10 protein-coding genes are annotated in these 14,133 nt (G+C 67.3%); all 10 read right to left on the bottom strand.

Features of this window, described 5'->3' with window-relative positions; genetic code table 11:
- Nucleotides 1–5: 5 nt before the first annotated feature.
- The gene (locus tag OK015_RS04335; protein ID WP_268129515.1) at nt 6–884 is read right to left on the bottom strand and encodes an ESX secretion-associated protein EspG; all 879 of its coding nucleotides are present in this window, start codon (nt 882–884) and stop codon (nt 6–8) included.
- Nucleotides 885–894: 10 nt separating this feature from the next.
- Nucleotides 895–1,185 (bottom strand): WXG100 family type VII secretion target, encoded by a 291-nt coding sequence (locus tag OK015_RS04330; RefSeq protein ID WP_061558056.1) that lies wholly within the window; start codon nt 1,183–1,185, stop codon nt 895–897.
- Nucleotides 1,186–1,217: 32 nt separating this feature from the next.
- On the bottom strand, nt 1,218–1,511 hold the full coding sequence (gene esxG / locus OK015_RS04325) for a type VII secretion system protein EsxG (RefSeq protein WP_268129514.1): 294 nt from the start codon (nt 1,509–1,511) through the stop codon (nt 1,218–1,220).
- A gap of 54 nt (nt 1,512–1,565) precedes the next feature.
- Entirely contained in the window at nt 1,566–3,050 is a 1,485-nt protein-coding gene (locus tag OK015_RS04320; protein ID WP_268129513.1) for a PPE family protein, read from the bottom strand.
- A 2-nt stretch (nt 3,051–3,052) separates the two neighbouring features.
- Nucleotides 3,053–3,361, bottom strand: coding sequence for a PE family protein (locus OK015_RS04315; RefSeq protein WP_268129511.1), 309 nt, complete (start codon nt 3,359–3,361; stop codon nt 3,053–3,055).
- A 46-nt stretch (nt 3,362–3,407) separates the two neighbouring features.
- The gene (eccCa, locus tag OK015_RS04310) at nt 3,408–7,400 is read right to left on the bottom strand and encodes a type VII secretion protein EccCa (protein WP_268129510.1); all 3,993 of its coding nucleotides are present in this window, start codon (nt 7,398–7,400) and stop codon (nt 3,408–3,410) included.
- Nucleotides 7,397–9,004, bottom strand: coding sequence for a type VII secretion protein EccB (gene eccB / locus OK015_RS04305; RefSeq protein WP_268129509.1), 1,608 nt, complete (start codon nt 9,002–9,004; stop codon nt 7,397–7,399). The genes eccCa and eccB overlap by 4 nt, the downstream gene beginning before the upstream one ends.
- Nucleotides 9,001–10,854, bottom strand: a complete 1,854-nt coding sequence (eccA, locus tag OK015_RS04300; protein WP_442791200.1) for a type VII secretion AAA-ATPase EccA — start codon at nt 10,852–10,854, stop codon at nt 9,001–9,003. Before eccA ends, eccB begins: the two co-directional genes overlap by 4 nt.
- A 671-nt stretch (nt 10,855–11,525) precedes the next feature.
- Nucleotides 11,526–12,431 carry a class I SAM-dependent methyltransferase gene (locus OK015_RS04295; protein ID WP_268129506.1) on the bottom strand — a complete coding sequence of 302 codons (906 nt, stop codon included), beginning with the start codon at nt 12,429–12,431 and terminating at the stop codon, nt 11,526–11,528.
- A gap of 75 nt (nt 12,432–12,506) precedes the next feature.
- On the bottom strand, nt 12,507–14,081 hold the full coding sequence (locus OK015_RS04290) for a PPE family protein (RefSeq protein ID WP_268129504.1): 1,575 nt from the start codon (nt 14,079–14,081) through the stop codon (nt 12,507–12,509).
- Between the last annotated feature and the right edge of the window lie 52 nt (nt 14,082–14,133).

Genomic DNA, 14,133 nt, shown 5'->3' with positions numbered 1-14,133 from the left:
TGCGATTACGCGTATTGGGTGGACAAATCTCGGGACAGCCGCTGATTGGGGAACCAGTGGCCATCGGGCAGGCAGGCGGTCAAATGCTCGATCGCGACGGCAATCGCGAACGGTGTTCCCGGACTGAACGTCGAGACCCATTCGCCGTCGAACGCGCGGGACGGACTGACCAGGATCCGGCCCGCGGTGGTGTCCACGATGCTCATTCCGACTTCGGTGGTGGCATGCCGGCCGTCGCGATGGCAGCCGGCGACGACCTCCACGTAACTACGCGGGCCGGTGAAAACGGATTCCACCACCGCTCGCGCCGATTCCGGAATACCCAGGTAGTCAAGGACTTCCGCCAGCGGCGCACCGGAGCGCAGTCGCTCGTCAGCCCGGGCTCCAACGCGCGCCGGCATGCTGAACTCCGCGAACTGCGCCGGCGGCCGCTGGCCCATGCCGACACCGAGGACCGGAACCAGCGCCCGGGCATCGTCGATGTTCATGGCGGTGAAGGTGACCAGCTGCGCGCTACGCAGCGCGACGATGGTCGCCGAACGCGTGCCGGTATTGCCGGCGCGCCGCGCGACAATGCCGCGCAGCAACTCGCCGGCACCGCCGGCTGCGCCGGAGCCCACATAGCGCAAATCAAGCCATTGGTCGGGAAAGCACACCACTTTGATCCAGTCCGCGACCGCCGGATTCACCACACCGTCCGGTGACATCAGACCCATCCGGGTCAACTCGTCCTTCTGACTTTTGAAGAACGCGGCTCGTTGCGCGGCATCGCGGTATGGCGTCGTGATCGCCAAAACCCATGGGAAGCTACCTGCTCCACTGGTTTCCGCGATAAACCACGCGTTTTCGACCGTCAGCTCGACGGCATTGGGCTCGACACTCATCGAGGCGGGACTAGCCGCCCCACTTGGCGGCTTCAGCCGTGTCGCGGGCATACATGGCCAGCGTGTTGTTCTCGTGTGTGCTGGCCATGGCCTGGTAGGACCGCACCAACGCCTCCATGGCCTGGTTCCACTGCGCCTGCCAAACCTGGTAGGTCATACCGGTGTCACCCTGCCAGGCGTTCTGCAGTGCGGCCTGTTCGGTGGCGATATCGGCGCCCAGCCCCTGCATCGTGCCGGCGTAGCCGGACATGTCGGCGGCATGGCTCAGCATCGCCGGGTAGTTGTACATAATCTGCGACATCTCAAGTCCTTTCGCGGTTACTAGTGGTCGGCTCAGAACGAGGTGTAGCCGGACGCGGCAGCGGCGTCGGCGGCCACATAGGTGCCCGCTGCGTCACCGAGGTTGGCCTGGGCGATGTCCAGCAGGGTGTTGACCCGCGCGGCCATTTCCACGAATCGGGCGTGCGCGGCCTGAAACGCCGCCGACGACTCACCCTGGTGGAAAGCCTGGGCGGACATTGCCTCCTGCTCGGCCCCGTTGATCGTGCTGCGCATCAGGGCCGCCTTGGCGCTGAACGCCGACTGCGAGGCGACCAACTGCGGAATGTGAGCATCCAGAAGACTCATGATGTTTCCTTTCTCTTCCGTCCCTTACGATTTCGGTTATTGGCTGACATATTGCTAACTTTCGGGGCCCCCTCCCCCCGCTTCATCGGGCCCACCCGAGCCCTCGCCGTTCTGGTCCCAGGTGCCCGGCACCATCGGCATCCGCGGGCCGCTGCCGAATTCATCGCCGGCCATCTCGGTCAGTCCCGACGCCCGCAGATCCGCGTCCTTGTGCGCGGTCCCGGCGAACCCCAGTCGTCCGGCCCCACTTCCCGAAGCCATCGCGGCAGCAGCCAGTAGCTCTTCGTCCGCCGGGCCACCCCAGTCCGGGTCGACATCGACGTTCATATCGAGGAATTCGTCGCCGTGGTCACGCATTGCGGCACGGCGGCGCCGGCGCGCCGCGGCTGCCCGACCCGGCACCGCCGCAGCGGCGGCCGGGATCGTCGCGGCCGGCGCCTTGACCCCACTGCGGCCACCCAGCGTCGGGCCAAACCCGGTTTCCGGGTCGCCGCCGGCGGCGACCGCGTAACCGAAAGTCCCGGCGACCGGCGCCGGTGCCGGCGCGGGCGCCGGACTGGCCGCCGAGGCGGGCGCGGACGCCGGAGCCGAAGCGGGCGCCGGCGCCGGTGGGGCCATGGCGGCCACCGGAGGCATCGAGGGAGCTTCAGACGCGAGAGCCGGTGCCGGTGGCAGGGCCTCGGCGGGCGCGGCGTCGGGATTCTGCAAATAAAAGTAGGCGCCGAGGCCGATAATGAGCGGTATCAACAGGAACGGCGCCGTCAACAGCACGGTCCAGAACGTAGTACCGAATGGAATGAAAAACGCCTCGTAGGCGATAAAGAACAGCAGCGGGCCGTTGGCCACCAGGAAGGGCCCCAAAGCCTGCATGAACTGCTGGATCATGTCGGACAGGTTCTGGAAGAACTGCTGCAGTTGCTTGAGCAGATTGTCCAGCCAGTTGCCGGAGTCGGAGTCGTTCGGCGCGGCCAGGGTCGAGAAGTTGTTGGCTTCGGCACCGGGGCGCAGCACGTTGGGCGCCGGGCTCAGCTCCGGCGCCGCCGCCAGCGCCGCACCGGAGACGACCTGATACGTGCTCATCGTCGTGGCGGCCTGGACCCACATCCGCGCGTAGTCGGCCTCGTTGACCGCAATCGGAATCGTGTTGATCCCAAAGAAGTTCGTCCCTACCAACACTCCGTGGATGGTGTGGTTGGCGGCCAACTCCGCCAGCGTCGGCATGGCCGCGAGCGCGCCGGTGTATGCCGCCGCCGCGACCTCGTGCTGAGCGGCCACACCAGCGCTGTCGGCACTGGCCTGCATCAGCCACGCCAGATATGGCACATGCGCGGCCGCATACTGCTCGGCGGTCGGCCCTTCCCACGCCCCCGCTTGTACCTCCGCCAGTAGCCCACTGAGTTCGGCTGCCGCGTCAGCGTATTCGGTGCTGAGCGAGGTCCATGCCCCGGCGGCCGCCAACAGCGGCCCCGGTCCGGGACCAGCGGTCAGCAACGCCGAATGCACCTCGGGCGGAGCAGCCATCCAGATGGGCGCGGTCATGATCAGGCGCCCGCCGCTCCGTACGTGACGGCTGCCGCGGCGTCACCCGCGAGATAGCTCGCCCCACCTTCGCCCACACCCACACCGGCGCGGCCCAATTCCTCGACACCCTCGGCGGCCACCGCGGAGTGCAGCTGGCCCTGGGCACTGAACCCGGCGGCCGTCGTCAGCGACACCGGATCTGCCGCGGGCGGCACTACTGCGGTGATCGCCGGTGCGGCCGCCGCGTGCGCGCTCGCCAACCGCGCCGTCAGCGCCTCCACCGCCGCACTCGTCGCCGCCAGGCCCTCAGGAACAACTCGCAACGTCATAACCCCTCCTTCTGTGGTCCTTCTGTTGCTGTTTCACTAACCACCATCAGCGGGCGAAACCTTCGTCGGCTCCCCCTACAACAGATTCGCCAACCAACGGGTTGACCAACTGCACATACGTCGGACTTTCACTGTCTCCCAACAGAATTCCTCGTCCAGCAGGCAACCGGCCAAACCGTTGACCACGGATCTTGCCGCTGTCTTGCGGGTTGCCCGCCAGCATCAACGTGGTCGCCTGCAGGTCGTTGAATCGGCGCAGCAACGGACTGGTCATCAGCGCGTGCCCCGACCCCGTGGCCCGTGCCGTGACGATCACCCTCAACCCCAGATCAGCGGCTTGGCTGAGTTCGGGGATGAGGCTGGTCCATGGCCGCTGCCCAACGTACGGGCCACTCATCGCCGGGGCGTCCGGAATCTGGTCAACGTCGTCGATGATCAGGTAATGGGTGTGTCCCTCGTAGCTCCACCGGGCCAACTCCGCTGCCGACAAGCCCGCCGGCGGGCGCCGCGACTCGATGATGTTGGACAGGCCGAGCATCGCCGGGATGATCCGGTCGATGTTGGCGGTGTACTCGTTGTCCGGGAAGAGCGGCTCGTCGACGAGATGCAGCCGCCGATCCAGCACCGTGAAAGCCACCTGGTCCGCGTCTGAGTGCTCGCGGATGGTGCGGATGATGTGCCGCAGCAGCGTGGTCTTGCCCGCCTTGCTGTCGCCGAACACCATCAGCAGCGGGTTCTCGGCGAAGTCGAGCACGACCGGCGCCAGGTCCTCTTCGCGCTGGCCGATGACGACTTGCTCCGCTCCCCGATACAACGGCCCCAGGGCATCGGGTGCCAGGTTGGTCGGCAGCAGCCGAACCGGCGGTGCCGCCACGCCCGGGTAACGGGCATTGATCGCGGCCACATGATCCAACTCGGGAGCCGCGAACAGGAAGTGTTCGGCGGCCATGGTCAACCCGCGGCCCGGCTGGTCGGCCGGCACGGCGTCGGCCGGGCGGCGCAGCGCCCCGACCACGCGCACATTGCTGTCCCGCGCGTCGTGCAGTTTGAGCTCGAGGCGCAGCCCGAGGCCGTCGCGCATCGCGAGCGGCACCTCCAGCCAGCTCGGGGTGGTGATAATCACGTGGATGCCGTACGCGAGGCCGACATTGACGAGCTCAGTCACCTTGGCCAGCAACGGGTTACGCGTGTTGAACTGGTCGGTGTTGTCCCGGGCGAACGCGTAGAGATTGTCAATGACCAGGAACACCTCGCCAAAGCCATCGTCGTGGGTCGAACCGTGCTTGTCGCGGAAGGCTTCTCGCTGCTGCCGGGACACCAGCAGCTGCTCGAGCTCGCCGAAGGTACGGCGAATGCGCTCGGGTTCCAGCGGCGATGCCACGCTGCCGACGTGCGCAAGATCTTCCAGAGCGCGCAGCTGTCCGCCGCCGTAGTCCAGGCAGTAGAACGTGACATCGCGCGGCGAGTGCAGGCTGGCCGCGGAGAGGATAAATGTCTGCAGTGCAGACGATTTACCGGACTTGGCGCCGCCGTGGATCACCATGTTGCCGGAAGCCGACGTGGCGTCGAACACCAGCGGGTCACGCCGCATCTCGAATGGCTTGTCGATCTCGCCGAGCGGCCAACGCCACTGCCGTTCCGGCAGCTCGGCATGAGCCAGTACCGTGGTCAACGGGATCTGCTCGTCCAGCGGCGGCAGCCACAGCCGTGGTGCCCGCGGCCCGTAGCCGGCCAGCTGCTCGCCGATCGTCGCGATCAGCTTGCGCGGCGGACCGCCCAGCTCTTCTTGGTCCGGCCCGGTGATGACCGTGCCCTGATCGGGCTCCACCCGTCCCGCAGTGAACAGCTTTGGCTGCGGAACGGACTGCACCACAAGGGCTTTAGCGGTCCGCGGTGGCTCGTAGATGCCGTCGACATAGGTGCTGCGGAACTTTATCGGGGCGGCACCGGGAGCGGGAACCAGGAAGCCCACGCCCTTGTGCTCTTTGCCCGATTCGATGTGGTACGCGTCGTCCACGCCGATGATCTGGCGAGAAACGCTGGGACTGGCCACCTTCAACCCGATGCGGTACGAGGTGTTCTTGTCGATGTCCTTGATCTTTCCGACATCCAGCGTCTGGGAGGCGAACAGGATGTGGATGCGGAACGAGCGGCCCTTGCGCGCCACGTAATCGAACAGTTCGGCGTACTCCGGGTAGTCGGCGAGCATCAGCGTGAACTCGTCGGCGACCACGAACAGCGTCGGGATCGGCGGCAGGTCATGTCCGGCAGCGATGGCGTTTTCATATTCGACCACCGAGTTGAACGCACTGCCCTGAACCCGGCGGCCGGCCTCGCGGAGCAATGTTTCACGGCGGGCGACCTCACCGCGCAGCGTATCGGCGAACCGGTCGGCCAGCGACTTCTTCTCGGCCATGTTCGAGATCACCGCGACGACCTGTGGGAAGTCCCGGAAGCTGTCGGCACCGGCTTCACCCTTGAAGTCGGCATAAATGACGATCAGCCGGTCAGCCGAATGAGTTGTCAACAGCGACAATAGAATTGACATCAAGGTCTGCGACTTGCCGGAACCGGTCATACCGATCATCAGGCCGTGCGGCCCCATCCCGCCCTCGGCTTCGTCCTTGAGGTCGAAGTACAGCGGCTCACCGGTCGCGGTGACACCGATCGGCACCCGCAACTCGTCGTCGCGGCTCCGCGGTCCCCACAGCGTCGGCACATCCAGCTGCGACGCGTCCGAAATACCCAGCAGCGTCGTGAACGTAGCGCCCCGGGTCGCCGCCGAGCGCAGCCCGGTGTGGGTGGGGTTGGAATCCCAGCGCGACAACTGACGGGCCAGGTGGGCGGCCTCGTCGGCGCCGAGTCCATCGGCGTTGTCGATGAAGGGCCGCCAGCCGCCGGTCTGCCAGCGTTGGATGGCCCCGGCTCGACTGCCTCCGCCATCCCCCCCGATGACGCGCAGAATCGGCTTTTCCGGGTCCGAATACTGTTCGCGGTGAGGCGAAGTCGTGGTGCGGTGCACGACCGTCACTCCGGCCCGGCCGATCGCCAGCGCCGAGGCGTTCACGTCGTAGTCGGGATCGTCGATGATGATCAACAGGTGCCGCAGCGCATCGGCCGGGCCCCCGGTGAAGGCCGGGCGGTCGGCCAGCGCGGGCCCCAGCAGCGTGACCAGCTCATCGGGGTCTGAAGACAGGAAACGGGCGGGCCCGACACCGTCCACCTCGCCGGGAATGTCTATGTGGGGCAACCACTTCAGCCACGACCAGGCGTGGCTTTCCGGATCGCGGGTAGCCAGCGCCACCCCCAGCACCGTCGGGTCGTGCCAGGTCACCGCCTGGGCGATCCAGGCCCGCAACGCCCCTTGCACCTCGTCCGCCTCGCCGAGGACGGTGATCCGGGAGACTTTGGTCAAATCGATTCCGGTGGGCACATCGCGGATGGTGCGCTGGGTGTCGAGCAGGCTCCGTAATGCGCTGTGCGACACCGGTTCCAGATCGATCTCATCGGCCGTATCCTGGACCCGCACCGCGGTGGCCAGCGGAACCTGGTGGCGCCCGGCCCGTAACACCAAGAAGTCGGGGTCGTGCGGGTCACGCTCCCACTGGCGGCGAGATCCGGGCACCGTTGCCAGGGCGGCCGGCTCGGGATGCGACCACTGTGCGGCGGCGCGCTGCTGAGCGGCCTGGGTCCGGATGTTGTCCCGGATCACCGACAGGTAGCGCAGGTAATCGGCGCGCTCGGCGTCGACCTCCTCGGTGCGCATCTTGTTGTCGTTGCCGCGATAGAGCGCGGTTGCGGCCAACAGCAGCACGAACGGGAAGAACAGCGTCTGCGGGGAAATCACCCGCATCCCGGTGGCGACCAGGGCGACGATCATGCCGACGATCAGGATCACCAACACATAGGGCATGGCTCGGCGCAGGAACGACGGCGGAATCACCCGAGGTAGCTCGGGAGGTGCCTCGATCGTGATGGTGCCCTGGCGCGTACTCGGCGGCGCCAGGCGCCGGCGGGCTTCGAAGATCAGTCGGCTCATCGGGGTCCTCCTTCGGCCGACACCGGACGTCCGGGCCTGCTATCGGGCGCCAAGCCGTCGTGTGCGAGCAACGCGTCGGCGCGCGATAGCGTCGGGCCCGTCGCGAACAGCGACAGTATCGACCAGGGAATGGGAACGGGGGGTGGGGTTAGCCCCAGGGCCTCAACGGTTTTGCCGCGTCCGGCGGCTCCGTTCTCGGCCTCGTTGTCGATGCCGTAGCGCACTCCGGTGTCGGACACCCAAAACAGCGATCCGGTGCCCGGCGAGGTCGCGCCGCCACCGACGGTCTGAGCGAAGTAGCCGGTGCCCGGCGCCAGGGCGACCCGGGTGGCTATCCCTTGGGAGTCACCACCGATCAGGTTCACGGTGCGAACGCCGTCAGGCACGGGCAGCGCCGACCCGGTCAGCAGGCTCAGCGAGCTGCTGGCGGCCCCGGCCGGCTTGCTCCAGTACGCGCACGCGACGGGGTTCCTGGCCGCGTCGACGAGCGTGACCTGGCGGTCGGGGAAGCGCGTGGTGTCCAGCATCCGCGACACCGGGAGCTTGGCCACCTCATCGGCGCCGAGCCGCGGAGGTTGTTCCAGGCCATAGGAATTGGTGTTACGCAGAATCGCGGCGAGTACCGGCGAGATCGGTTGCAGGCCGTCGGGCAGCACCGCGTAGTGCCGCACGCTGCCCGGGTCGACGGCATAGGACGTCACGACCGCCCCGATCGGCGCCGGGACGGGGTAGTTTGCCGGGGTGCCGGCGTTCGGGATGCCCGGCGCGGTCAGCGCAGGCCCTTCGGGGATCGCGTTGAACAGGCCCGCGGCGATGGGCCGTGGGGCGGGCACGTCGGCACCCAGGCCCAGCGCGTTGGTGACCGCGTGGTTGGTCAGATCGATCTGGCTGCGCTTGCCATCCCACAGCAGCCAGGTGCTGGTGCCCTTATCGCCGGTGAACTCGACCAGGATCGCATCGGCGGGCGCGATCGTCGCGGCACGTGTGCCGCTACTGTCGGGCGTTCCCGCGATCACCGTGACGCCGGTGCTGTGCACAGCGTGCGAACCCTGGGCCCCCTCACTGACCGCGTCGCACACCGTCCAGTTCGCGTCATGAGATGCGTTCTGCACCATACGCTCTGGCGCACCCGGGATGCCGATCAGATTCCCGCGCGGAAACCGGTCCAGCTCAGTACTTTTCACCGTGGTCGGGTTGACCGGTTTGCCGACGATCAGCCGGGCCGAGGTCAGGTTCAGCACCGGGTGCAGGTCCTCTCCGATCCGCACATACAGCGCGGCGGTCGACCGGTCGGCGAGCACCGCGTTGGTGCCTGCCTGCCCGTTGGGCCGGATCAGCGAGAACACGAAGCAACCCGCAAGGCCGGTGATCAAAAGCAGAGCGCCCATCAGCACCGCCCGCGACTGGGTACGCAGCGGGTCGACCAGCATCCTGGTGTCGTGCAGGGCGATTCCGGAGGCGATGCGCCGCATCACGAAGCGCCATCCGGTCACCTGGTGCCGGGTGACGAACCCGCGGCGATAAATCACCTTGTCGGGATTGTCGTTGATGGGAGTACGCGAGGAAAACGAACGTCGTTCGTCCTGCGGTTCTGGGTTGGTCATGCGGGCACCGAGAGTCCGAGGCCGCGCAGCAGCGGCTCCACCGAATTACTGACGTCTCGATCGGTGATCGTCATCAACTCCTCATCGGTGAACGCACCGGTTCCGGCCTGTTCTGAATGGTCCAACCGGAATTCGCGTTCTTCCTCGGAGCGTTCGACGATGTTACGGACGAACCGGCCGTTACCCGCGATGTCGAGGTTGCGCCGCTCGATCCCGTTGGAGTCGGGCGTGGTGGCCGTCGCCAGTTTCGCGAACAGAGCCTCCATGTGGTCGAGCGCGGCCTTCTCGAAGATGCTGTCGCGCTGTTCGGCCATCGTGTGCGCGATCTCCACCAACTCATGGGAGGAGTAGGACGGGAAGGTGATGTTGCGGGTGAAGCGCGACCGCAAACCCTCGTTGGTGTCCAGGAACTTGTCCAGATCCGCCCGATAGCCGGCGATGATCACCACCAGCCGGTCGCGATCGTTTTCCATCCGGGCCAGCAAGGTGTCGATGGCCACCAGCCCGAAGTCGTTCTTGGCGCCGGTGGCCACCAAGGCGTAGGCCTCGTCAAGGAACAGCACGCCGTCCAGTGCGCTGTCGATGATCGCGTTGGTCTTGGCTTCCGTCTCGCCGATGTGCTGCCCGATGAGGTCGGCGCGGTGCACCTCTCGGATGTTCTCCCGCTTCAATAGGCCGAGGCCGCAGTAGATCTTGGCGACCACACGCGCGATGGTCGTCTTACCGGTCCCGGGCGGGCCGGCGAAGACCAGGTGATGGGCGCGTTGCGCAACCTGGAGCCCGCGCTGCTTGCGGACGAGCTCCATCGCGACCGAACTCTTCAGCCGCGACACCTGATTCTTCACCTCCTCGAGGCCGATGAACTCGGTGAGCTGGCGTTCGGCCTCGTGCAGCAGCACGGCCTTACGTTCATGGGCGGCGGGGTCGACGAAGTCCTCCGCGCTGGGTTCGGTTTCCGGATCCCACGGATCGGTGCGGGCCTCGATGCGGGCCGCATTGGTGGTCACAATCCCGAAACTCGGGTCAGTCAGGGCCTGTTCGACCTGTTCGTTCTCGGGGTGCGCCGCGTACAAGTCCTGCAGGACTTCGACCGCCGACTCTTCGTCGACATGTACGCGCAGGACGAGCGCCTTGGCCAGCGCCCCATCGACGGCGGCCACCTGGACCGGGCCTTCGGGTTCCTCGAGGTAGGACAGCGCGGGGGCGAACATGCCCAGCCGCGCCAGCGCGGTACCCAGGGCGATCTTGGCCGCGTGTGCGTACGCCTCGTCCAGATCGGAGTCGTTGACGATCGGAGTCAGCAGCTTGACGACGTCCGACCACCGCTCGGCGCGATAGTTGATGACGACGGAGATCCACCGCGCCTCACGCCAGCTCGGTCGGCGGGCGCTGAGCCCGGTAACGATCTCATCCGCGTCGGCAAACCGCCCGGCCGTTGCCAGCGCCGCCGCGAAGGCGAGCTGGAACTCGTCCGGGTTGGCCGCGCGAAACTGCAGATACAGTCCGCTGTCATAGCGGAAGCCCAAGGCGCCGGGCGCCAAGTCGACCTGCCGCTGCAACACTCCCCACGTGGCCGCGGTGCGCGAGACCGCTTCAAGCACCCGGAAGGACGCGTCGCCGGCGGCCGCCAACCCGGTCCACGCATCGCACTGGTCATTGGCGACGCGAGTCAGCGCCGTGAAGCCCGAGCGGGCGGCGACGAGATCGGCCGGGCGCTGACGTTGGTAGACCGCGATGCCCAGTGCCCGGCAGCAGGTAGCAAACCGGCTGACGACGTCGCCATCGACCCTGTTGTCCAGCCGAGAGGTGCCCGGCTGAACTGCGAGCGCACCACTATCAGCGAGTTCCACGGCCACCATTTTCCATGAAGATAGTCTCCCCTAACTTAATTTGCTGAAGTTAGCATTGCATAAGCTAACTGTCGAGGCGCCGGGGCCCGTCCGGCTGAATAGCCGCCGACCCCCGACAGGGCCTCTGACCTCAGCATTCTGTGCGATTGCCGGTCCACCTCTCCAGTTGTGGTGTTGGCCGCACTTCCCTAGGCGGCAAAGCTTAGTGAAAATGATTTTCATTAGCAAACAGATCTCGATCTCCGCTACCCAGCACCTTCGACGCCGAGGGCCCGTCGCCCGCCCACGTGAGCCGAACCCTCGCGTCGGCCGAATCCTTGACTACCGTTCCGGCGAAAACCAGGGCCCCCGCCCCACGTCCCGACGTTACGGACGAGCTCGTCCCAATCCCAGGGGTTTGCCCGGATTCAATAGGGGTTTCAGGCCCAGAATGAGCACATACATAGCGAAAGCCACGGTGCCGATCGTTCATCGCCGCGCACCGGCGCGGGGCTGGGGCCATCCGAACCGGCGCGGTCACAGCAGCGACTCCTTACCGATCGGGTTGAGGTGCAACGGCCGCCACGGCAAATGAGCGGCGCCGCGAGCAGGCAGTTAATAGTCGGCTGCCCGACCCGAAAAGTTCCCCGCCCAGGCCTGCGGCCTAGGCGGGGCGCTGGGCTCGCTGCGAGTCAGGCCCTGACGGCGCTGACCAGAGTGTTGCGGGCGATCATCGGCCCGGCTTCGGTCTCCGGTCCGGGGACCGGACGACCGACCTCGCGCAGGTAATCGGCCAAGGGGGTGCCGACCGCGTTCCAGCCATGCTGGCCGAACCATTCAGTGGCCGGGGCATGTTGCTCGTTGTAGACCAGCTGGAAGAACACGCGCTTGTCGCCCTGGGCCGCGGCCGCACGCTCTTCGGCGACGGCGGCCTCGAACTCGTCGGGCTGCAGCGGTGCGCCGTCCTCGACGGCGACGTGGCTGCCGTGTCCGGCCAGGCCGTCGATGCCGGTGAACAGCTGCTCCTGGGCGGCGGCCGGCAGATAGATCAGCAGGCCCTCGGCTATCCACGCCGACGGCTTGCCGGGATCGAAGCCACTGTCCCGCAACGCCTGTGGCCAATCGTCGCGCAGATCGACCGCGATCTCGCGACGTTCCGCACGCGGTTGGTCGCCGTGGCCGGTGAGCACCTCACGCTTGAAATCGAGGACCTGCGGGCGGTCCAGCTCGAAGATCGTCGTCGCGGCGGGCCAGTCCAGCCGGTAAGCGCGCGAATCGAGCCCGGCCGCCAGGATGACGACCTGACGCACACCGGCGTCGGCGGCCCGCAGGAAGTACTCGTCGAAGTACTTCGTGCGAGCAGCCTGGAAGTTGACGAAGTGGTCACCGAAGTCGGCGCTCTTGAGCTGGTGGTCGGGTTCCTTACCGTCGAGGACGTCGGCCGACGAACCACCGACCGCGCGGCAGAAGATCTCCGCATACGGGTCGACGACCAGCGGGTCAGGCTTTTGCGCCTCCAACGCCCGCGCGGTCGCTACGAATAACGCGGTCGAACCGACGCTCGTCGTGATGTCCCAGGTATCGCCATCGCTACGCACTCGACCGACCTTACGCCGCCGCGCCGACACGCCTTTCCCCCTGGGGGCAACGGGTATTGAGCAAAGGCATCCCCGCTAGCCGTCGCGGTCGTGCCCGCCGTCGAGGTCCCAGGTGCCCGGGATCATCGGCATGCTGGGCCCGCCCCCGAATTCGTCCCCGGCCAGGGTGGTCAGGCCCGCCGCGGTCGCGGTCTCCTTGCGGGCCGTGCCGGCGAATCCGAGATTCCCGGCGCCCCGGCCCGACGCCGTCGCCGCCGGCCCACCCCAGTCCGGGTCGACGTCGACGTTCATGTCCATGGACTCGTCGCCATGGCCGTGCTGCCGCTCCCGCCGGCGGCGAACCCGGACTTCATCACGCGCGGACGCGGCCGGCGCTGCGGCCGGATCTGGTTCCGGCGCCTTATTTTCCGCACCCGCGGCAGCGGCAGCGCTCATTTTGGAGCCAAACCCCATGCCGGGCGGCGCGACGAAGTAGGGCGGCGCAAAACCTGGTCCGGCGGGAGCCGTCGGCGCCGGCGGCGCCGAACTGGCCGCGGCGCTCACCGTGGGGGTGGGCGCGGGTGCCGGGGCCGACGCGGGGGCAGTGGCCGGAGCGGCGATGGGGGTGGACCCGAGCACCGCCGGCAGGCTGGCGGCCGCGGGTTGTGGCGCCGGCGCCACTGCGGGTGCCGGGTCGTGCGGCACCCCGGCGAGACCCGCGAAACCGCCCACCGCGCCGAACGGGGCGATCGCGACCAGCATCGGCACCAACAGCAACTGCGGCTGGGTTGGCAGCCAACTGGCGAGCTGGGCCAGGTGGGTGGGCCAGTCGAGCAGCACAAGGCCGGTGATGAACTCGAAGGCCGCCGCCGGGTTTTCCCGCAACAAGGCGCCAAACCGCTGGAAATCCTGAAAAAGTTCGAGGGCCCGAACCACCCACCAGAGCAATTCGCCCGGGTTCGTGTAGTCGTCGAAGGCCACTCCGTTGAGAGTCGCCTCGACAGGATCCCAATCGAGTCCAAAAAGCCGCAGGATCTGGGCGAGGAACCGGTTGAGCGGGCTGTCGAACCCGTGTTCATGGCCGTGGTGGTCGTCGTCCTCTTCTTCGTGGTCGGGCGCGATCGAAGCTTCGGGTTTCAGGATCTGCGGCGCCGGGCCGGACTGCGGTGTGACCGCCGCCGCCGCCGCGGAAACGGCTTCGTACGTCGCCATCGTGCCGGCGGCCTGAACCCACATGCGCGCGTAGTCGGCCTCGTTGGCCGCGATCGGAATCATGTTGATGCCAAAGAAATTCGTCGCCACCAAGGCCCCATGGACGACATGGTTGGTGGCCAGCTCCGGCAGGGTCGGCATGGCCGCCAGCGCCGCGGTGTAGGCCGTGCCCGCCGTCTCATGCTGTGCGGCCGCCGCGGCACTGTGCGCGCTGGCCTGCGCCAACCACTCCAGATACGGGGCATGCGCCGCCACGTAGGAGTCGGCGCTCGGCCCCTGCCATGCGGCGGCCCGAGCCGACGCCAGCACTCCGCTGAGTTCCGCTGCCGCCGAGGCATATTCGGCACTCATCGAACTCCACGCCGCCGCGGCGACAAACAGAGACGCCGGCCCCGGACCGCTGCTCAGCAAGGTCGAGTGCACTTCCGGTGGCGACGCCATCCAAATCGGTGCGGTCACCGTCGGACACCCCCGCCGAGACTGAACGGAATGACCGCGGCAGACAACGTCG

The sequence above is a fragment of the Mycobacterium sp. Aquia_216 genome (assembly GCF_026723865.1).
In the GTDB taxonomy this organism is placed as follows: domain Bacteria; phylum Actinomycetota; class Actinomycetes; order Mycobacteriales; family Mycobacteriaceae; genus Mycobacterium.
The sequence above is the reverse complement of the archived record's forward strand: the minus strand, read 5'-3'. Positions and strand labels throughout refer to the sequence as shown.

Coding starts and splice junctions, on each gene's coding strand:
- OK015_RS04335 (WP_268129515.1), bottom strand. CDS start 884: ATGAGTGTCGAGCCCAATGCCGTCGAGCTGACGGTCGAAAACGCGTGG.
- OK015_RS04330 (WP_061558056.1), bottom strand. CDS start 1,185: ATGTCGCAGATTATGTACAACTACCCGGCGATGCTGAGCCATGCCGCC.
- esxG (WP_268129514.1), bottom strand. CDS start 1,511: ATGAGTCTTCTGGATGCTCACATTCCGCAGTTGGTCGCCTCGCAGTCG.
- OK015_RS04320 (WP_268129513.1), bottom strand. CDS start 3,050: ATGACCGCGCCCATCTGGATGGCTGCTCCGCCCGAGGTGCATTCGGCG.
- OK015_RS04315 (WP_268129511.1), bottom strand. CDS start 3,361: ATGACGTTGCGAGTTGTTCCTGAGGGCCTGGCGGCGACGAGTGCGGCG.
- eccCa (WP_268129510.1), bottom strand. CDS start 7,400: ATGAGCCGACTGATCTTCGAAGCCCGCCGGCGCCTGGCGCCGCCGAGT.
- eccB (WP_268129509.1), bottom strand. CDS start 9,004: ATGACCAACCCAGAACCGCAGGACGAACGACGTTCGTTTTCCTCGCGT.